General features: G+C 54.4%; 17 protein-coding genes and 1 tRNA gene. 11 read left to right on the top strand and 7 right to left on the bottom strand.

The window, feature by feature from the left end:
- The first annotated feature begins 2 nt into the window (after positions 1-2).
- From rpsR to ACO6S1_RS16485, 4 genes are all read left to right on the top strand, one after another.
- On the top strand, positions 3-227 hold the full coding sequence (rpsR, locus tag ACO6S1_RS16500) for a 30S ribosomal protein S18 (RefSeq protein ID WP_108810187.1): 225 nt from the start codon (positions 3-5) through the stop codon (positions 225-227).
- Positions 228-238: 11 nt separating this feature from the next.
- Complete coding sequence (gene rplI / locus ACO6S1_RS16495; protein WP_422343650.1) at positions 239-889, top strand: 50S ribosomal protein L9; 651 nt, start codon at positions 239-241, stop codon at positions 887-889.
- Between the two features lie 87 nt (positions 890-976).
- Complete coding sequence (locus ACO6S1_RS16490) at positions 977-2026, top strand: hypothetical protein (RefSeq protein ID WP_422343649.1); 1050 nt, start codon at positions 977-979, stop codon at positions 2024-2026.
- Positions 2026-2682, top strand: a complete 657-nt coding sequence (locus ACO6S1_RS16485; RefSeq protein ID WP_422343648.1) for a Fe2+-dependent dioxygenase — start codon at positions 2026-2028, stop codon at positions 2680-2682. The genes ACO6S1_RS16490 and ACO6S1_RS16485 overlap by 1 nt, the downstream gene beginning before the upstream one ends.
- A 5-nt stretch (positions 2683-2687) precedes the next feature.
- On the opposite strand, the gene folE is transcribed toward ACO6S1_RS16485, so the two are convergent.
- The 5 genes from folE to ACO6S1_RS16460 form a co-directional block, all read right to left on the bottom strand.
- Positions 2688-3308 (bottom strand): GTP cyclohydrolase I FolE, encoded by a 621-nt coding sequence (gene folE, locus ACO6S1_RS16480; RefSeq protein ID WP_422343647.1) that lies wholly within the window; start codon positions 3306-3308, stop codon positions 2688-2690.
- Between the two features lie 108 nt (positions 3309-3416).
- Positions 3417-3493 (bottom strand) — tRNA-Arg (locus ACO6S1_RS16475).
- Between the two features lie 61 nt (positions 3494-3554).
- The gene (gene ppdK / locus ACO6S1_RS16470; RefSeq protein ID WP_422343646.1) at positions 3555-6236 is read right to left on the bottom strand and encodes a pyruvate, phosphate dikinase; all 2682 of its coding nucleotides are present in this window, start codon (positions 6234-6236) and stop codon (positions 3555-3557) included.
- Between the two features lie 230 nt (positions 6237-6466).
- The gene (glyS, locus tag ACO6S1_RS16465) at positions 6467-8743 is read right to left on the bottom strand and encodes a glycine--tRNA ligase subunit beta (RefSeq protein ID WP_422343645.1); all 2277 of its coding nucleotides are present in this window, start codon (positions 8741-8743) and stop codon (positions 6467-6469) included.
- Positions 8743-9582 carry a glycine--tRNA ligase subunit alpha gene (locus ACO6S1_RS16460; protein ID WP_422346220.1) on the bottom strand — a complete coding sequence of 280 codons (840 nt, stop codon included), beginning with the start codon at positions 9580-9582 and terminating at the stop codon, positions 8743-8745. Before ACO6S1_RS16460 ends, glyS begins: the two co-directional genes overlap by 1 nt.
- 213 nt (positions 9583-9795) lie before the next feature.
- Here ACO6S1_RS16460 and ACO6S1_RS16455 point away from each other — a divergent pair, with 213 nt between their 5' ends.
- The gene (locus tag ACO6S1_RS16455) at positions 9796-10929 is read left to right on the top strand and encodes a TraB/GumN family protein (RefSeq protein ID WP_422343644.1); all 1134 of its coding nucleotides are present in this window, start codon (positions 9796-9798) and stop codon (positions 10927-10929) included.
- Between the two features lie 66 nt (positions 10930-10995).
- On the opposite strand, the gene ACO6S1_RS16450 is transcribed toward ACO6S1_RS16455, so the two are convergent.
- On the bottom strand, positions 10996-13095 hold the full coding sequence (locus tag ACO6S1_RS16450; RefSeq protein WP_422343643.1) for a molybdopterin oxidoreductase family protein: 2100 nt from the start codon (positions 13093-13095) through the stop codon (positions 10996-10998).
- A gap of 174 nt (positions 13096-13269) precedes the next feature.
- Here ACO6S1_RS16450 and ACO6S1_RS16445 point away from each other — a divergent pair, with 174 nt between their 5' ends.
- The 5 genes from ACO6S1_RS16445 to pth all read left to right on the top strand — a co-directional run bounded on the left by ACO6S1_RS16445 (position 13270) and on the right by pth (position 17471).
- Positions 13270-14205 (top strand): TraB/GumN family protein, encoded by a 936-nt coding sequence (locus ACO6S1_RS16445; RefSeq protein WP_422343642.1) that lies wholly within the window; start codon positions 13270-13272, stop codon positions 14203-14205.
- A 56-nt stretch (positions 14206-14261) separates the two neighbouring features.
- Positions 14262-15176 carry a TraB/GumN family protein gene (locus ACO6S1_RS16440; RefSeq protein ID WP_422343641.1) on the top strand — a complete coding sequence of 305 codons (915 nt, stop codon included), beginning with the start codon at positions 14262-14264 and terminating at the stop codon, positions 15174-15176.
- 21 nt (positions 15177-15197) lie between these two features.
- On the top strand, positions 15198-15995 hold the full coding sequence (locus tag ACO6S1_RS16435; protein WP_422343640.1) for a thioesterase family protein: 798 nt from the start codon (positions 15198-15200) through the stop codon (positions 15993-15995).
- A 125-nt stretch (positions 15996-16120) separates the two neighbouring features.
- Positions 16121-16801 carry a 50S ribosomal protein L25/general stress protein Ctc gene (locus ACO6S1_RS16430; protein WP_422343639.1) on the top strand — a complete coding sequence of 227 codons (681 nt, stop codon included), beginning with the start codon at positions 16121-16123 and terminating at the stop codon, positions 16799-16801.
- A gap of 97 nt (positions 16802-16898) precedes the next feature.
- Positions 16899-17471: an aminoacyl-tRNA hydrolase gene (gene pth / locus ACO6S1_RS16425; protein ID WP_422343638.1), complete on the top strand. Its 573-nt coding sequence runs from the start codon at positions 16899-16901 to the stop codon at positions 17469-17471.
- Between the two features lie 20 nt (positions 17472-17491).
- On the opposite strand, the gene ACO6S1_RS16420 is transcribed toward pth, so the two are convergent.
- A complete protein-coding gene (locus tag ACO6S1_RS16420; protein ID WP_422343637.1) occupies positions 17492-18457 on the bottom strand; it encodes an SGNH/GDSL hydrolase family protein in 966 nt (321 codons plus the stop codon).
- Positions 18458-18600: 143 nt separating this feature from the next.
- Here ACO6S1_RS16420 and ychF point away from each other — a divergent pair, with 143 nt between their 5' ends.
- A complete protein-coding gene (gene ychF, locus ACO6S1_RS16415; RefSeq protein WP_422343636.1) occupies positions 18601-19701 on the top strand; it encodes a redox-regulated ATPase YchF in 1101 nt (366 codons plus the stop codon).
- Positions 19702-19724: the final 23 nt, after the last annotated feature.

Here is a 19724-nt window from a genome sequence, read left to right as displayed (position 1 = left end):
TCATGGGACGTCCATTTTTCCGTCGCCGCAAAAGCTGCCCCTTTTCCGGCAAGAACGCACAACCGATCGACTACAAAGATGTGAAAATGCTGCAGGGATATATTTCCGAGCGTGGCAAGATCGTACCAAGTCGTATCACCGCCGTTTCCGCAAAGAAACAGCGCGAATTGTCCAAAGCCATTAAGCGCGCACGCCATCTCGGCCTGCTGCCTTATCTCGTGAAATAGGAGCAAGAGACATGGATATTATTTTGCTCGAACGAGTCGAAAAACTGGGCGGCATCGGTGATGTTGTTACCGTGAAGAACGGCTATGCCCGTAACTTCCTGTTGCCGAACAACAAAGCGTTGCGTGCGAACGAGGCCAATAAAAAGGTCTTCGAAGCCAATCGCAAGCAGATCGAAGCGGACAATGAAGCCAAACGCAAGGATGCGGAAAAAGCTTCCGGCAGTGTTGATGGCAAGCAGATCGTGTTGATCCGCGCCTCTTCAGCCAGCGGCCAGCTTTATGGTTCGGTCTCGGTTCGCGATATTGTCGATGCCTTGGCCGCTGATGGCGCCACGGTTGAGAAAAGCATGGTGATCCTCGAAAAGCCAATCAAGACGCTTGGCGTTTTCGATGTTCGTATCCGTCTGCACCCTGAAGTTTCCGTGAACGTGCAAGTCAATGTGGCGCGTTCCGATGATGAAGCTGAGCTGCAGAAAGACGGCGTCGACGTGATCGCACAGATGTTTGAAGAAGAGCAGGCTGAACTGGCTGCTGCGGCTTTGGCACCTGAAAGCGAAGATGACGGCGAAGCAGAAGCAGGCGATTCCGAAGAAGCCCCTGAAGAAGCAGCTTCCGAGGAAACGGCTGAAGAAACCGCAGAAAGCACCGAAGACAAAGAATAATTGTCAGCAAGTGATTGAAAAGCCCGGAGCTGGTGCGTTACATGGTAACAATCCGCCTTCGGGCTTTTTCTTGGATATGAGGGCGCATTGACCAGCAACTGGCAAAATCGGTTCACTCAGGATGCGGGGCTTCTGCCGCATCTTGTCGATCTGCCCACCGATCAAGTGTTGTTATCGCATTTGACCGAAGAAGATTATCGCAAGGCCAGTTTCCTGGATCAGCGCATCATAACGCCGCAATTGCCGCGACAGCTGGTGCCTTGGACAGAACTGTCGAAAGTCGAACTGCTCCAGAGTCCCAAGCCGCAATATATTTTTCACATCGGACATGTCGGCTCGACATTGCTTTCGCGGCTATTGGGGGAAATCGACACAGTTCTCGCGCTCCGGGAGCCGCAACTTCTGCGGACCTTGTGCGAAATTTCACAGATTCGGAATGAACCGGACAGCCCCTGGTCGCCGGAATCCTGCGAGCAGCGCTTTTCGGAGGCGGTCCGCTGGTTGTCGCGGCCTTTTCATCCTCGACAACGGGTCATGATCAAGGCCAGCAGCTTCGTGAGTGAATTGGCTCCTGCTCTATTGGCTGATAATATTAAGGCACTGTTCCTATACGCCCCGCTCGATCGCTATATCCCTACCATATTGGCTGGTGAAGCATCGGTACAGGAAACCCACATAATGGCTGGTGCGCGATTGAAGCGACTAACCCGGCACCTTGGCAAAGCCCCTGCCCGACTGTGGGAATTAACTCTGGTCCAGCGCGTTGCAATGAGCTGGATGTGCGAGCTGGTGACGTTGTTTGTGGCACAGAAAGCAACCGATCCCACCGGTATTTTGTGGATGGATTTTGAGTCATTTCTTGATGATCCTGAGGAACGGTTGTTAAGTGCAGCAACCCATTTCAATCATGAACTGTCATCAGAAAAAGCGGCCGATCTGGTATCAGGTCCAATCATGTCTTCCTATTCCAAAGCACCCGAACATGACTATAGTTCCGATTTGCGGCATGAATTGCTCAAAGAAGCGAACCAGCAATACGCAACCGATATTGGCGCGGCGATATTATGGGTCGAGAAGATAGCTACCGAATTTCCTCTGGTGGCCGCCGCCATGCAATGGATTGAAACGAGAAAATAATGTTCAAACAGCTGAAGATACTGGATCAGAGCCAAGTCAACGAAATCAAAAAGATCGCGAGCAGCGGTCAATTTGTCGATGGCAAGATCAGCAACCCGCATTCGAAAGTAAAGAACAACCTGCAGCTGCATGATCTGGATGCCTATAACAAGACGTCCAAAATCCTCCACGATGCGCTGATGTCCAATCCCGAGTTCACCGACTTCGCCTTTCCGGAGAAGGTGGCCCCGCCACTTATCACCCGGTATCAGCCGGGCATGCATTATGGCCTTCATGCAGACAGCGCGATCATTCCGCTCCCTGATGGCCCTATCAGGTCAGACCTCAGCTGCACCATATTTTTGAACGGCCCTGAAGACTATAAGGGCGGTGCCTTGCATGTGACGCAGGGCGAGGCGGGCATGCGATTTAAGGGCCTACCAGGAACCGCGATCACATATCCTTCTCACACGCTCCACGAAGTTGAAGCGATTTCAGAAGGCGAGCGCATGGTTGCGATCACCTTCATCCAGAGCAAGGTGCGTGACGTGATGAAGCGCAACCTGCTTTATGAGCTAAACGAAGTCGCCGCGCTCGAAGGACTGAATATGAAGCACGAAAACTATACCCGTATGCAGGCGTTGCAATATAATCTCATGCGTATGTGGATGGACTAGTCCAGCTAGTAACCCATCAAGCTCATTACTTCCTTGCGGCTTCGCGCATCATCAAGGAAACAGCCTAACAGGCGGCTCGTGGTCATTCCTACGCCCGGTGTCCGGACACCGCGAGCTGTCATGCAGCTGTGGCTGGCCTCGATGACGACAGCGACGCCATGCGGCTTTAGGTTGTCCCAGATACATTCTGCCACTTCGGCTGTGAGACGCTCTTGCACTTGCAGCCGCCGTGCAAAGCCATGCAGTACGCGCGCAAGCTTGGAGATACCGACCACCCGATCCGTCGGCATATAGGCGATGCTCGCCTTGCCAATAATTGGCGCCATATGATGCTCGCAATGCGAGTGAAATGGGATGTCCTTGAGCAATACCAGTTCGTCATAGCCGCCGACTTCTTCGAACGTCCGCGCCAAATGTATGGCAGGATTTTCCTGATAGCCCTCGCAATATTCCTTCCATGCCCGGGCTACGCGCTTGGGAGTATCAAGCAGACCTTCTCGCTCCGGATCCTCGCCGGACCAACGCAACAGAGTCTTGACCGCCTCTTGCACGTCCTCCGGCACAGGAAGTTTCGCCGCCTCGCGGGCAGCAAGAGCATCTTCAAAAGAGTCAGAATAGTCGGCCAAAAGGCAATCCTTTACGCGTGGAATAAATACATAATGCCGATAAGTTACGCTTCCCCGTACAGCAGCGCAAGTGCACCTAAGGCCGTATCATCAATAATGTGGGGAAAGTGGCGCGCCCAGGAAGATTCGAACTCCCGACCCCTTGATTCGTAGTCAAGTACTCTATCCAGCTGAGCTATGGGCGCGCATTGAAGGCAGTCAGATAGGGATAGTTGTCCGCGCTGGCAAGCCATTTTATATGTTTTTCTATCCCTTTTTCGCCAATGCCGCCTGTGCGGCTGCCAGTCGGGCTATCGGCACGCGATAGGGAGACGCGCTGACATAATCCAGCCCGGTTTTCTCACAAAAAGCGATAGAGGCAGGATCACCACCATGCTCGCCGCAAATACCGAGTTTGATATCAGGACGTGTTGCCCTGCCCCGTTCTGCCGCCAGTTCGATCAATTGCCCGACGCCTTCAATGTCCAGGCTGACGAACGGATCGCGCGGAAAAATGCCCTTGTCGACATATTGGGTCAGGAAACGCCCCGCATCGTCACGCGATACACCCAGCGTAGTCTGGGTTAAGTCATTGGTACCAAAGCTAAAAAACTCTCCATGCTCGGCAATTTTCCCCGCCATCAAGGCAGCGCGCGGCAGCTCGATCATGGTGCCGACCAAATATTCGATGCGGCGACCTTTCTCGGCAAACACTTCTTCCGCCATCCGGTCGACAGCATCTTTCATCAGCTCCAGTTCGCGGGCGGTGGCCACCAATGGTATCATCACCTCTGGAATAGGTGCTTCGCCGCTGGCTTCGGCGATTTCACAGGCGGCTTCAAATATCGCGCGCGCCTGCATTTCGTATATTTCCGGATAGGTCACACCAAGCCGGCAACCGCGATGGCCGAGCATCGGATTAAACTCGTGCAACTCATTGGCGCGCTGTTTCAACGTTTCGACGCCAACATCTGCCGCCGCTGCCACTTCTTCAAATTCCGACTGATGATGCGGCAAAAATTCGTGCAATGGCGGATCGAGCAAGCGGATCGTCACCGGCAGTCCAACCATGACTTCGAATATCTGGCGAAAATCCTCGCGTTGTTCGGGGAGCAACTTGGCCAGCGCTTCCCGCCTGCCCGCTTCATTGGCGGCCAATATCATCTGGCGAACGGCCGTTATCCGCGAAGTTTCAAAGAACATATGCTCGGTCCGGCACAAGCCAATGCCTTCCGCGCCAAAATCGCGGGCAACCCGGCAATCCTGCGGCGTTTCCGCATTGGTGCGCACGCCGAGACGGCGGACTTTGTCGGCCCATACCATCAGGACACCAAAATCACCGACCAGTTCCGGCTGGATGGTTTTCACGCGCCCCGCCATCACCTGTCCGTTGCTGCCGTCGATGGTCAGGATATCGCCTTCTTTCAGTTCGCGATCTCCGATTTTCAGCAGTTTTGTCTCGTTGTTGATGCTCAGGCTACCGGCACCGGAAACACAGGGACGGCCCATGCCACGCGCCACCACGGCGGCATGTGACGTCATACCGCCACGCGCCGTCAAAATGCCTTTTGCCGCGTGCATGCCGTGAATATCTTCCGGTGAGGTTTCGACCCGCACCAATATCACGTCATCGCCCATTTCCGTGCGGCGTTCCGCGGTATCGGAATCGAATACGATAATCCCGCAAGCAGCACCCGGAGAGGCCGGCAATCCAGTCGTCAGCACATCGCGCTTGGCATCTGGATCAAGCGTCGGGTGGAGCAATTGGTCCAATGCCATCGGATCAACCCGCGCAACCGCTTCTTCCTCGGTAATCAGGCCGTCATTTGCCATATCAACGGCGATTTTCAGCGCTGCCTTGGCGGTCCGCTTGCCCGAGCGGGTTTGCAGCATCCACAATTTGCCGCGTTCCACGGTAAATTCGATATCCTGCATATCGCGATAATGGCGTTCCAGCAGATCGAACACGTTGGTCAGCTCACCATAGGTTTCCGGCATCGCCTCTTCCATGGAAAGCGGCTTCGCATTGGCCTCCTCGCGCGCGGCTTTGGACAGATATTGCGGCGTGCGGATGCCCGCGACGACGTCCTCGCCCTGCGCGTTGATCAGCCATTCGCCATAATAGGCGCTGTCGCCGGTGGAAGGATTGCGGGTAAAGGCCACACCGGTTGCCGATGTCTCGCCCATATTGCCGAACACCATCGCCTGTACGTTGACGGCAGTGCCCCATTCAGCGGGGATATCGTTGAGCCGGCGATAGACCTTGGCCCGTTCTGCCTGCCAGCTGCCAAAAACGGCGCTGACCGCGCCCCAGAGTTGGTCATTCACATCCTGCGGGAAAGGCTTGCCCCATTGCTCTTCGACAAGGCCCTTATATTCAGCCACCAGCGCCTTCCAATGCTGAGACTCCATCTCAGTATCCGTGAAGAAGCCATTATCTTCTTTCGCTATTTCCAGCGCTTCCTCGAATGAATCATGATCCAGTTGCAGCACGACATCGGAGTACATCTGGATGAACCGGCGATAGCTGTCCCAGGCAAAACGCTCGTCACCAGAGGTTTTGGCGAGCCCTTCCACCGTTTCATCGTTCAGGCCGAGATTGAGAACTGTGTCCATCATGCCGGGCATGGATGCGCGCGCGCCGGAGCGGACAGAAACCAGCAGCGGATCGGCGGCATCACCAAATGTCTTGCCGGTAACTTTTTCAATATGCGCGACGCCCTGCACCACTTCGCCGGTCAGACTGTCGGGATAGACGCCGCCGTCATTCATGAAGCGCGTACACATCTCGGTCGAAATGGTGAAGCCGGGAGGAACCGGCAGGCCAATATTGGCCATTTCCGCGAGATTGGCGCCTTTGCCGCCCAGCAGGTTACGGGCTTCGGTGCTGTCGGTTGGCGCGCCATCGGCGTCCATGCCACCACCGAAACGATATACATATTGAGTCATATTATGTTCTATCTCCGAAATTTATCGGCCCAAAGTTCACACACATCACAGGGTGTAATTCGCTCAAATCTCTATGCACCGGTGCTCCGCACTTGATGCAGAGCCTAGGATGGCTGTCACGCCCGTTTACCCTGGGCTCCGCATCAAGTGCGGAGCACAAATGTTCTGAAACATGCGCGTTGCCTCTTCCAAAGTTCACACAATTCACAGGGTGTAGAGCGGCAATCACATCATCCCTCAATCTTGGAAAAATCAGCGACCTGATGCACCGCCGCGCGAAAGCGGGCCAGCAGAGCAAGCCGTGCTTCCCGTTTATCCGCATCGCTGTCATTCACCGTCACATCCTCGAAAAACTGGTCAATCGGCGCGCGCAAATGGGATAGTGCGGTCATCGCTTTTTCAAACTCCTCCGCTGCAATGGCTGCGGTCACATCCGGCTGTGCTGCATCGAGCGCGTCGATAAGCGCCTTTTCGGCTTTTTCCGGCGTGTAGGAAAGGGTTTTGTTCCCCTGCGTAGGCAGGGGGCCATCTCCTGAGGGCGCGTCTGAAGTGTCAGACGGGAGATGGGCACCTGCCTGCGCAGGTGCACTGATTTCTCCCAATTCTTTCTTCAAAATGTTGGCAGCGCGCTTGTAACCGGCGAGCAGGTTTTCACCATCCGGCGTTTCGACGAATGCCTGCAATGCCTTAACTTGAGCCAGCAAGCGGACCAGATCATCCTCGCCGCCAAGAGCGAAGACCGCGTCGATGAGGTCATGGCGGACGCCCGCTTCGCGTTGCTGGACTTTGAGGCGGTCGGCAAAGAAATCGAGCAAGCCCAGAACTGATTGTCCGTGATCTACGGTCGGGTTATCGATCTGTAGAGCATGCTTTTCAAATACTCGCCTCATCTCAAGGCGCAAACTGTTCTCGCTTACAAGCCGGATGACTGCCAACATCGCACGTCTGAGTGCAAAAGGATCTTTGGACCCAGTGGGTGTTTCTCCAATTCTCCAAAACCCAACCAAAGTATCCAGCTTATCCGCCAAACTCACCGCCACCGTCACCGGGTCGGTCGGCACTTCATCGCCCTGCCCGACCGGCTTGTAATGGTCACGGATCGCGTTTGCGACCGCCTTGGACTTGCCTTGTTTCTCTGCATAATAGCCGCCCATCAGACCTTGCAGGTCGGGAAACTCGCCGACCATTTCGGTGACGAGATCGGCTTTGCAGAGACGTGCGGCCTCAGACACTTCACCATGAAGTGTATCGCCGGGGCTGGACTGGTAAAAACCATTCCCTTCTAAAGAAACCAACCACTCGGCCAACTTGGCCACACGCTCTACCTTGTCGGCAACCGTTCCCAGTTTTTCATGGAACACAATGTTGCTCAATTTCTTGGCATGCTCTTCCAACGGTGTCTTCTGGTCCAATTCCCAGAAGAATTTGGCGTCGGACAGCCTTGCCGCCAATACTTTTTCATTGCCCGCAACAATTGCCTTGCCGCCGTCGGTGGCGTCAATATTGGCGGTGCAGATGAAATTTGGGGCCAAAGCCCTCTCCCCTTTAGGGGGGAGGGTTTGGGAGGGGGGCCTATCGGATTGAGCGGCATTCCCCTCTCCTTCCGCCGCTGCGCGGCTCCCTCCTCTCCCCTGAAGGGGAGAGGGTTGAGTGCACACGAAATATTTCTGGTTCACCCGGGCGGTGAGCTGAATCACCTCTTCCGGTACATCCAGAAAGGCCGGATCAAAGCTGCCCAGCAGAGGCACAGGCCATTCGGTCAGGCCGGCATTTTCGATCACCAGACCTTCGTCCGCCACCAGTTCCAGCCCGCCATCGGATGCCGCCTTGGCCGCGCCATCGCGGACAATTGCCTCACGCTCAGCCTGATCGACCAGAACATGGCAAGCGCGCAGTTTCTCGGCATAATCACCGGCATTGCCGATCGTTACCACTCCGTCATGGTGGAAGCGGTGACCGACGGTTTCATAACCTGACGTCACGCCGTCAATTTCGCATTCCACCAGATCATCGCCCAATATCGCAACAATGCCAGACAAAGGCCGCACCCAGCGCAGGCTTTCGGTCGAAAGGCTCGCATCGCCCCAACGCATGGATTTGGGCCATGGGAAGGCCTTGATGATCGCCGGAATGGCTTCGGACAATACGTCGCTGGTCGCCCGGCCCGGCTTGTTGATCACCGCAAAATAGGTGGCCCGCCCCTTGACGTCACGAACCTCGAGCTGATCGCGGGTTACGCCATTTTTGCGGCAGAAGCCATCAACCGCCTGATCCGGCGCACCTTCCGGTGGCCCCTTGGCTTCTTCGCTCACCGCTTCGGTCTGGTCGGGCAGATCCTTTGCTATCAGCGCAAGCCGCCTTGGCGTCGAGTAAACGGTAATATCCCCGGCTTTCAGGCCAGCATCACTCAGTTGCGCGACAAACAGGCGTTCGAGGTCCGCACGCGCCTTGGCCTGCATACGGGCGGGAATTTCTTCGGAGAGCAGTTCGAGCAGGAAATCAGCCATTATGCCGCCCACCCGTTCTTCGCCATATAGGCTTCACAGCTGCCTTTAGCGAGGTCGCGGACGCGGCCCATATAGCTGGCGCGTTCCTGCACAGAGATCACACCGCGTGCCTGCAAAAGGTTGAACACATGGCTCGCCTTGATCGCTTGTTCATAGGCCGGAATGGGTAGCTTCGCCTCAAGACAGTTTTCGCACTCGCCAACGGCCTTGTTGAACAGGTCAAACAGTGTTTCGGTGTTGGCGACCTCGAAATTCCATTCCGACATCTGCTTCTCATTATCCAGGAAGATATCGCCGTAACTGACTCCATTCCCATTATAATCCAGATCGTAGATGCTATCGACGCCCTGAATATACATGGCGAGCCGTTCGAGCCCGTAGGTCAGTTCGCCAGCCACCGGCTTGCAGTCAAAACCGCCCATTTGCTGGAAATAAGTGAACTGCGTCACCTCCATGCCATCGCACCAGACTTCCCAGCCCAGACCCCAGGCGCCCAGTGTCGGGCTTTCCCAGTCATCCTCGACAAAGCGAATGTCGTGGAGCATCGGATCAATGCCGATCGCGGTCAGGCTGTCGAGATATAGCTGCTGGATATCCGGCGGCGACGGTTTCAGGATCACCTGATATTGGTAATAATGCTGCAACCGGTTGGGATTTTCGCCATAGCGGCCATCGGTGGGCCGGCGGCAAGGCTGCACAAAAGCGGCATTCCACGGATCGGGACCCAGCGCGCGCAAGGTGGTCGCTGTGTGGAACGTACCGGCGCCCATTTCCATGTCATAGGGCTGCAGGATTGCACAGCCCTGATCACTCCAATAATCGTGGAGTTTCAGGATGATCTGCTGGAAGCTCAACGCTTTTTCGGGCGGCTTCTGGTCGGTCAATGTGATAGCTTTCTTCGCCGATAGACTGGGTGAGCAAGGAGTTCGGCAACGCTTTGGCTTATGGGGCTGCACGGGTCAAGAACCCATATCTATCTGGGCGGATAATATCCACCCGTTGGATCTGTCGCGTTAATCCTGCATTCAGTCGATTTATCTCAACGATTCCAGATGATTAAACCAACTTTTTTATCGCCGCGACTTATCAGTTTGTTGGCTCTGGGTGCTGTTACTCCGTTTGCCAGCCCGGTTTCAGCACAAAAAACCGCGGTGGAAGAAGCCGTCGAGGCCGTATCAGATGCGGCCGATGCAGCAACCGCGACATCAGCCGTCGTTGAAAGCGCCCGAGACGCACCCTCTCGCAGCAGTTCCGGGGCGATCAAGCAAGTTGAAATGTCCCGCGAGGAGCGGGAAGCCGCTTATAAAGCTGTCTTTGATTTTACGCCCAGCCCTGCGCTTTGGAGAATGGCCGACGCCGATTCTACCATCTATATATTTGCCGGAATTGAAGGGTTTTCAAATCCGATCAAATGGAAAAGCCAAGCCATTACGACTGCGCTGGAAAGCGCAGACAAGGTGTATTTAGAAACCGTTTATTACGATAAAAGAGACCGGGAAACGCGATGGCAAAATGAGCGCGAAGCCTTTCGCAAACTCATCCGCCATGACCGCGATCGGGTGGAAGATCGCTTTGACCCTGGCTTGTTTGAAAGAATTAAAGGGGATTTGAAGAGCAACTTTTTCGTCATTGGTGACTTCATGCCGACCTGGCTGCTCATAACGCTCATTTCCGACACCGACCGGATGTTCCAGCCCGGGCGCAATAATCAGTATCTCGACTACAAAATCACCAATGCAGTTAAAGATCGCGACCTCAAGATCGACGGTCTGGAAGAACCGTCACACCTGATTGACCTGCTAAACGATATCGATGAGAAAAAGCAGCGAAAGTGGCTCAACGCTTTTACCCGAGCGGAATTGACGGTGGAAAAATCTCAGCGATATAGAAACAGAAAACGCGGTCCTTACGGCCGAGTTGGGCCGTTGACTGCGCAAGAGCACCAAGGAATTACTTGGGCCAAAGGCGAGCCGCCAGAAGCTCCGCCAGTCAAGACAGAGGGCCTCCGCGATCTTTATGAGCATATTCGCCAAGACCGAATGAAAAACTGGTCGGCCAAAATCGGCGCAATGCTGGACGATGAAGGGACCAGTCTTATTATCGTCAGTCAGGAATATTTATACGGCGAAAACAATCTGCGAACCGCGCTGGAGAAAAAGGGATATAAGCTCGAACGCATGCCATAGACGGCTCGATAGCGAGCGCCAAACGGCGCCCTTGCCCTAATCAATCGATGCCGCAATTTGGTCCAGTCACTCAGCGGCCACCATTTCGGCCGCCCGCTCCACCGTTACGGGCGTAGCGTTGAGCACGGCATTGCCCGACAGGGGGTCAAAATTGGTCGGATCGGTCAAATCGTTTATCGAGACCCCCGGTTTTGAGGCAGCGACGGACAGCCCCACCCCTTTACGGCCATGACCGAAGCCATGGGGGATCGACACCACACCGGGCATGACGTCATGGGTGACCTCGACGACAATCTCAACGCTGTTCACCCGGCTTTCAACTGTGGCCATGTCGCCATCCGCCAATCCGCGCCCGGCGGCATCATCAGGATGGATCATCAATGTGCAGCGTTCAGGCCCCTTGAGCAGGCGCTTGCTGTTGTGCAGCCAGCTATTGTTGCTCCGCACATGACGGCGACCAATGAGCCGCAGCACGTCGGGACGTGTTTCGGCCAGAGACTGCGCAAATCGCTTTAACTCGGCCAGAAAATCGGGATGCGCGCACTGGATCAACTTATCTTCCGTCATCAGCCGGTCCGCCATGCAGGGGCGCAACGGCCCGAGATCAATCCCGTTCGGCGCCGCCTCTACGTCTGCCAAAGTCAGGCCAGCTGGCGAGCTTTGCAGCATATTGTCGAGCACATCGCGCGGCTCGCGGATATTGGGCACATCCTGCCCGTCCGTCGCCAGTATTTCGCGCGCCAATTCGGCAATAATTTCCCAGTCGGCCTTTTCACCATCACGAATATCGAAGATCGCAGGCGAATAGCTGGCATAGTTGCGCACGGCCAGAGGTCCGAAAAAGAACGGATAATGATCCTTTTCCAGCGGGCCGCAAGGGGGAAGGATATAGTCGGCGTGGCGGCTCGTTTCGGTGACATACATGTCGAACGACACCATCAGGTCGAGCTTTTCCAGCGCCCGGTCCAGTCTGGCACCATCAGGGGCGGACAGGACAGGATTGCCGGTAACAACGAATAACGAGCGGATACGCTCGTCATCGTCCCGCAGCATTTCCTCGGCAAAGGTGATCGTCGGCAACTCGCCCATGACGACCGGCATTTCACCGCGTGCGGTCTGGGTTTTCCGAATAGAACCCCTGCCCACCAGATTTATCGTATCGAGCGCCGGCTCCGGCACCATCGTACCGCCTTCGCGGTCGAGATTGCCCGTTGCGATGTTGATCACCTGAATCAGCCATTGGTTCAATGTACCATATTCACAAACAGAAACACCCATGCGGCCATATATCGCAGCCGGTTGATCGGCCCCCAGTTGCGCGGCGATTTCCCGCATATCGTCAACCGCTATCCCGCAATGGTCGGACAGCTGCGCCATGTCAAAGCCGGCAATCGCTGGCTCAATCGCGCCCCAGCTATCGTCCATAATGGTGTCCAGACGAGAAATATCGGCATGACCATCGTCAAAGACCACTTTCAAAATGCCGATAAACAAGGCCGTATCGGTTCCGGGCTTTACGAAATGATGCGCATCGGCCAGTTTCGCGGTTTCGGTCCGGCGCGGATCGATAACGACCATCTTGCCATCACGCGCCTGCATTTCCTTCACGCGCTTCTTGAAGTCCGGCACCGTCCAGATACTGCCGTTGGAAGCCGCTGGATTGCCGCCGACTATGACCAGATACTGACAGCGATCAATATCCGGCACGGCCGCCAGACTAACATGGCCATACATATGATATTGCACCACGTGATGCGGGATCTGGTCCAGTGTCGAGGCTGAATAGATATTTTTCAGGCCCATTGCCCGGCGGAGCGTGCTGATCTGTGTCGAGATACCATAATCATGCGCGCTGGGATTGCCCATATACATGGCGGGCTTGGCTCCTGCTTCTTTCAGGTCCTTGAGCTTCGCGGCAATTTCCTGAAAGGCCGTTTCCCAGCCAATTTCCCGCCACTCGCCGTTCACTTTTTTGACGGGTTTATGGAGCCGATCCGGATCGTCCTGCAAATCCGCAATGGCGGTTGCCTTCGGGCAGATATGACCGCGACTCAGGACGTGGTCGGGATTGCCCTTGATCGAGAGTATCTCGCGCCCTTCGACTTCAACCAAAACGCCGCAATTGGCTTCACAGATATGGCAGGTGCGGGCGTGAATCTGGCTCATCGGGTCTCTCCTAATTTAACTGATCAATTAGCAGAGTGACAAAGCAGTGACTACCGCCGGGAGGGAAAATTATTTCAATATTGAAAAATTGCTGGGATTTCCGGCATAAATAGTCAATTAACGTTCGCAACTTATCAAGCCCCCGTTCTTTCAAAGAAATTGGAATTTATACCCATGATGCGTCGCTGGTTTTCTCCGCTAATTTGCTTGCCTCTGGTGATAGGCTTGGCCGCCTGTCAGACAACCCCGGCACAATCTGCCAGTGCAACGGCACCTGTGGAGATGGAAATTGCCACGATACCGGACGATCCCGATCCGGCGCTCTGGGTTTTAAAGGACGAGGACACGACCATCTATCTGTTTGGCACGGTCCATATCCTGAAACCCGGCATGCAATGGTTTGATGAAGCGATCAAAGATGCGTTTGATGAATCAGGGGAATTGGTTATCGAGATGATTGAGCCGGAACCGGCGACCATGATGCAGATTGTCAGCGAGCTGGCTATCGACAAAACCGGCGTGCCGCTGCGCGACAAGCTCAGCCCGGAAGATCGCGCTGCCTATGAAGCGGCGCTGACCTCATTGAATTTGCCAGTCAATGCATTCGATCCTCTTGATCCCTGGTTTGCCAGCGTCAGCTTGTCGCTCGTACCCTTGATGCAAAACGGATATGATACCAATAGCGGCGTCGAAGATGATCTGACGGCAACAGCCAAGGCCAAAAACATGAAGATCATTGGCTTGGAAACAGCAGAGCAGCAACTGGGATTCTTCGACAATCTTCCGGAAGACGTGCAGATCCGCTTTCTCAATTTCAATGTCAATTCCATCGGTGATATGGCCGATGGTATGGAAAATATGGTCGCGCATTGGGCCAATGCCAATATCAGCGCTCTGGCCGAACTGATGAACGCGGGTCTGGAGGAGCAGGTTCTATATGATACGCTGTTGTCCAATCGCAATGCAGCTTGGGCAGAATGGGTGGACGAGCGAATGGATCAACCGGGAACGGTCTTTATGGCTGTTGGTGCGGGCCATCTGGCCGGTGATTCAAGCTTGCAAGAAAAGCTCAAAGAGCGCGGGCTCAAGACCAAACGCGTAAAATATTAGATCCCTTTGCGCAAAGGGGGCTTCTTTTTAACCGACACAATAACCAGATAACGCCTATGAAGTTCATTAAAGCTCTGCGCGCCTTGATCGCAACTGTCTCTCTGGTCGCTTGTTCCAACACACCAGAACCGCCGCCACTGGACACTATCGCTGAGGGTAAACCTGCACTCTGGAAAGTCACCGGCTCCAAGCCGGAGCAAAAAGGGTCTGCTTTTCTATTCGGCACGATCCACATCTTGCCCAAAGGCGTCAATTGGCGAACGCCTGCCCTGGAAGAAGCCATAGCGAGCTCCGACCGATTGGTGATCGAGGTATTGGGGCTTGAAGACACCGAGAATGCGGCCAGGATATTTTCCAGACTGGCGATCTCTCCCAACCAGCCAGAGATCGAAATGCGGATAAAGCCATCGCTGCGCGATGATCTAGATGCCGTTATTGACAAAAGCAGCATACCCGAATTTGCACTCAATCGCATGGAAAGCTGGGCCGCTGCCTTGTCCCTGGCTTCTGCACAAACAAATGCTTTGGGACTGGACTCCAGTGAAGGCGTCGAGAAAAAACTGGTCGCACAATATGAAGGTTTGAAAAAGCCAGTAGAAGGCCTTGAAACCATCGAACAGCAATTGGGCTATTTCGATACCCTGCCAGAAACACAGCAGCGGGACATGTTGGCCAGCGTCGTTGAAGAAGCGGCCGACGCAAAAAGTTCCTTTGAGAAACTCTTCAATGCCTGGATTTCGGGCGATACGGAAACCATTGTGGACCTTTCCGAGGGCGGCATTCTGGAAGATCCCAAAACCCGTGAAAAGCTTCTCGTTGCTCGCAATCAAGACTGGACCGAACAACTCGATAAAAAACTGCAAAGTCCTGGCATATCATTTGTAGCAGTGGGCGCTGCGCATCTGGTTGGGCCAGATGCAGTTCAAGCCATGCTCGAAAAGCGCGGATATAAGATCGAGAAAATTCAATAATCTAAATTTCGGGGCACTTTCATGACATTTCTGTTTGATCGCGAAACCGCGCTAATCCAGTGCGGCAACGGGCAATATACTATCGAAGCCAGTGACGTTTATCGCAATCCAACCGGTGCGGCATTTGGTGGCTGGGTAGCAGCAATCATGGCAAGAGCCGTCGAGAACCACCCTGATCGCACCAGTCCCATTGTTTCCCTGCAAGCCACCTATATTGCAGGTATCGGGCCGGGCGAGGTGCGCGTTGAATCAAAGCTGCTTAAATCAGGTGCGTCGACACAATTCTGGCGGGTCGAACTCTACCAGGCAGAAAATCTCGCTATTGTCGGCGATATTGTCACCAGCAACAGGCGGCCGGTCGATCTAAACTATCAGATCGCAATGCCTGAAATCTCTCCGCCCGAAGACTATCCCCGGCTCGAACCAGTTCCAGGTCAGGCGCCGGAATGGATCAGAACCTATGACCAGTATATCGCCAAAGGCGTACCTTTTCAGGTTAACGACACACCCGAAACGATCGTCTGGATCAAGGAAGAAGATGGCAGGCCGATCGACCGGATCAGCATTATTTCCATTTGCGACGTCCCCATGCCGCGGACGTTTTTTCTGAGTGACGAGTTTCATCCGGGATCGACCGTAGCCATGTCCACCTATATCTATGCCAGCGCGGAGGATATTGCGGCTGCAGGATCCGATTATATGATCATGCGTGTTACTGGTGCTGTCGTCAGAAACAGCAAGAGCGATTCCCGTGTGGAACTTTGGTCAGGCAATGGAACCCTGCTCGCCACCAGCAATCAAATCGGCTTTTTCCGATAGCGGCAAACCGCTGCAATTTGCCTTGCTTTTCCGCCTTTGCCTGCTTATAGCGCCCTCTTTCCGACCATGAGCACCCTGGAGGCGTGGCGGAAATATCGTAAAAACTATATTTTTGGAGCAACATTATGAGTGATCAGCTGACACTATCAGCCGAGCCTCGCGAACGGGCTGGCAAGGGAGCCTCCCGTGCACTACGTCGCGAAGGCCGCATACCCGCCGTTATTTATGGCGATAAAAAAGAACCTGTAACAATTCATGTGGAAGAGCGTGCGCTGAACAAGCTGCTCGGCACCGGCCACTTCATGAACTCTCTGGTCATGGTAGACGTGAACGGTGAAACAACCCGTACCCTGCCAAAAGATGTTGCTTTTGATCCGGTAACTGACCGCGCTCTGCATGTTGACTTTTTCCGTCTCGCCAAAGGCGCGAAGGTACAGGTCAATATTCCTGTAGTATTCGTGAACGAAGAAGAATCACCTGGTCTGAAACGTGGCGGCGTGTTGAACGTTGTTCGCTTTGAACTGGACCTGATGTGTGATGCTGACAAGATCCCTGATCAGATCGAAATCGATGTGACCGGTCTGGAAATTGGCGATTCCGTTCACATTTCCGACGTGACCTTGCCAGATGGTTCCGAAAGCTCGATCACAGATCGCGACTTCACCATTGCCGGTGTCACCGCTCCATCCGCGCTCAAATCTTCTGACGATGAAGCTGAAGATGCTGATGGCGAAGAGGGTGAAGAAGGCGCTGAAGGCGAAGCAGCTGAGGGCGAAGGCGAAGAAGAAGGCGGTTCCGAGGACTAGACCTTCACACCTAAATAACTGTAACAAAAAACCGTTCATGCTGCGCCTGGCGTCGTATGAGCGGTTTTTTTGTAACTGCGCTTAAGGGAATTCACGCATGCAACTATGGGTCGGCCTTGGTAATCCGGGCTCACAATATGCGCTTCACCGCCATAATGTGGGTTTCATGGTGATCGACGCATTGGAAGAAGTGCATGGTTTTCCTGCCCCCAAACAGAGGTTTCAGGGATGGGCCATAGAGGGGCGATTGGGCTCGGAAAAACTGCTGTTGCTCAAGCCCGCCACCTTCATGAATGAAAGTGGCCGCAGCGTTCGTGCAGCGATGGATTTCTACAAGCTCGAGCCAGAGGACGTAACCGTCTTTTACGACGAGCTGGATCTTGAGCCCTTCAAGATCAAGGTGAAGCGCGGTGGCGGCACCGCCGGCCATAACGGCATCAAGTCACTGGTTGCCCATATCGGCCCGGATTTCCGGCGCGTGCGCATCGGTATTGGCCACCCCGGTCACAAATCGCGCGTCCATGGCCATGTTCTTGGCAATTACAGCAAAGCGGAGATTGAACCGCTGGCGGGAATGCTGGGTGCGATAGCATCGGAAGCCGACTGGCTCGCCAAAGGTGATGATGCGCGGTTTATCAGCGACGTCGCCCTGCGGCTGCAGGACGACTGATACTGGTGCATCTGCCCTGATTAGCTGTAACTGACGCGGATCCGTTGACGCCGCCTGATCGCGGCACCCGTCATGAAGAATCCGAATATCATCATTGCCCAGGTGGTTGGCTCCGGCACGGAACCCAGCAGATTAAACTGGCTGTCCATATCGCGGGCCAGAGCTTCATGAATCGGCGCTGAAAAATGAACACCGTCGAATGAGAATATACCCTCACAGCCATTGGCAATCGCATCAGGACCGGCCAATTGGCAGGTAATATCCAGTCTTTGCTCTGGCAATCCAAGCGCGGCCGGGTCGGTGATTAGCCGATTGAAAAAATTGAGATAGTCATAGCGGAAGAAAGATACGTCACTGGCTAGACTAAGCGCTCCCAATTCCTGCGTCAGATAGGCTTCGCCTGCAAAACCGAGAGGACTGGCGATGGGAAAACCGGTTAGCAGAAAATTGCGTACGCCAATGTCATTCAATGCTTGAACACCCGCCGCATAGTCTTGAGCTGCCTGCCGAATAAACAGGTCGGCATCGCCCGGGTCATCAGGCGCGTTGAAAATATCATTGCCGCCAAAATTGAGAATGTAGAGCCCGTTCCGGTCAACCTCGTTACCTGGTACCGACAGATAACCGGCATATTGGCCGAGTTGCTCACCGAGATCGGGGACGATTGGATTGGTATTTGAAGCACGGGCACCGCCAAAGGCGAAATTGGTTCCACCCTGCAACGATGCCAATGTCGGCGCACCGAACAATTCAATGCTCAGTAGATCGGTATAATCATACCCGTTGGTGAACCGACCGTTGAAATAGCCATCTGCCGCAGCAGGAATAGCGCCTCCCGTTGCTGTAAAAATATTGCCCGCATCGACCAGGCTATCACCGAAGATCGTCAGGGATGTATATCGCGCGGTATCTCGCTCCGCGTGCGCTGGCACCGCCGTCGCCAGAATCAATCCGCCTGCAAGCGCCCCTAAAAGCCGTGCTTTCATATTCATTCTCCCCGTTACATTATCGTTAATTCTTATTAACCTGCACGGATTTGAGAATGAAAGCAATCCGGATTGCACGTTGCCACTGGTAATCGCAAAGGAGGCCCGCTATCGAGCACGCTTAATTCCACGGAGTGACTTAAATGGGTTTCAAATGCGGTATCGTTGGCCTGCCCAACGTCGGAAAATCAACGTTGTTCAACGCGCTCACCGAAACGCAGGCGGCGCAGGCGGCCAATTACCCGTTTTGCACGATCGAACCCAATGTCGGTCAGGTCGCCGTCCCCGATCCACGGTTACAGCAAATTGCAAAAATAGCCGGTAGCGCGAAGATTATCGAAACGCAGCTTGCCTTTGTGGATATCGCCGGCCTTGTAAAAGGCGCATCAAAGGGTGAAGGCTTGGGCAACCAGTTCCTTGGCAATATCCGTGAAGTCGATGCGATTGTGCATGTTCTGCGCTGTTTTGAAGATGACGATATCCAGCATGTATCCAACAAAATCGATCCGCTTTCCGATGCAGAGGTCGTCGAAACCGAATTGTTGCTCTCCGACCTGGAAAGCCTGGAAAAACGCGTTCCGGCTTTCGAGAAAAAGGCGACCAGCGGCGACAAGGAAGCGAAGATCGCCGCTAGCGTGCTGGGACAGACCCTGGAATTGCTCCGCGAGGGCAAGCCAGCACGCCTTACCGAACCCAAGGATGATGAAGAGCAGCGCATTTTCGATCAATCACAGCTCATTACCGCAAAACCCGTATTATATGTCTGCAACGTCAACGAAGGTGATGCCGCCACGGGCAACGCGATGAGCGCCACTGTTTTTGAAAAAGCCAAAGCCGAAGGTGCTGAAGCCGTGATCGTTTCTGCTGCCATCGAATCCGAGCTGGTCGGCATGGAGGCAGACGAGCGCACCGAATATCTTGCCGAACTGGGTCTGGAAGAATCCGGCCTCGCGCGCGTCATTCGCGCCGGCTATCAATTGCTCAACCTGCAAACCTTCTTCACCGCAGGCCCCAAGGAAGCCCGCGCCTGGACGGTGCATAAAGGCGCCAAGGCACCACAGGCGGCGGGGGAAATCCACACCGATTTCGAACGCGGGTTTATTCGCGCGGAGACCATTGCCTTTGATGACTATGTGTCGCTGGGTGGCGAGAGCGCGGCGCGCGATGCCGGTAAACTACGTCAAGAGGGCAAAGACTATGTCGCTCAAGACGGCGATATCATGAATTTCAAATTCAATGTCTGACTTGTCATAAAAGCCCGTTAGAC

The organism is Parasphingorhabdus sp., from assembly GCF_965233695.1.
Taxonomy (GTDB): domain Bacteria; phylum Pseudomonadota; class Alphaproteobacteria; order Sphingomonadales; family Sphingomonadaceae; genus Parasphingorhabdus.
This window is presented reverse-complemented; position numbering and strand designations above follow the sequence as displayed.

Bases quoted from the DNA above. Each gene is read 5' to 3' on its own strand.
- ACO6S1_RS16435 (WP_422343640.1), top strand. From the start codon at position 15,198: ATGACATTTCTGTTTGATCGCGAAACCGCGCTAATCCAGTGCGGCAAC.
- ACO6S1_RS16450 (WP_422343643.1), bottom strand. From the start codon at position 13,095: ATGAGCCAGATTCACGCCCGCACCTGCCATATCTGTGAAGCCAATTGC.
- rpsR (WP_108810187.1), top strand. From the start codon at position 3: ATGGGACGTCCATTTTTCCGTCGCCGCAAAAGCTGCCCCTTTTCCGGC.
- ACO6S1_RS16445 (WP_422343642.1), top strand. From the start codon at position 13,270: ATGATGCGTCGCTGGTTTTCTCCGCTAATTTGCTTGCCTCTGGTGATA.
- pth (WP_422343638.1), top strand. From the start codon at position 16,899: ATGCAACTATGGGTCGGCCTTGGTAATCCGGGCTCACAATATGCGCTT.
- ACO6S1_RS16420 (WP_422343637.1), bottom strand. From the start codon at position 18,457: ATGAAAGCACGGCTTTTAGGGGCGCTTGCAGGCGGATTGATTCTGGCG.
- rplI (WP_422343650.1), top strand. From the start codon at position 239: ATGGATATTATTTTGCTCGAACGAGTCGAAAAACTGGGCGGCATCGGT.
- glyS (WP_422343645.1), bottom strand. From the start codon at position 8,743: ATGGCTGATTTCCTGCTCGAACTGCTCTCCGAAGAAATTCCCGCCCGT.
- ppdK (WP_422343646.1), bottom strand. From the start codon at position 6,236: ATGACTCAATATGTATATCGTTTCGGTGGTGGCATGGACGCCGATGGC.
- ACO6S1_RS16430 (WP_422343639.1), top strand. From the start codon at position 16,121: ATGAGTGATCAGCTGACACTATCAGCCGAGCCTCGCGAACGGGCTGGC.
- ACO6S1_RS16440 (WP_422343641.1), top strand. From the start codon at position 14,262: ATGAAGTTCATTAAAGCTCTGCGCGCCTTGATCGCAACTGTCTCTCTG.
- ACO6S1_RS16455 (WP_422343644.1), top strand. From the start codon at position 9,796: ATGATTAAACCAACTTTTTTATCGCCGCGACTTATCAGTTTGTTGGCT.
- ACO6S1_RS16485 (WP_422343648.1), top strand. From the start codon at position 2,026: ATGTTCAAACAGCTGAAGATACTGGATCAGAGCCAAGTCAACGAAATC.
- ychF (WP_422343636.1), top strand. From the start codon at position 18,601: ATGGGTTTCAAATGCGGTATCGTTGGCCTGCCCAACGTCGGAAAATCA.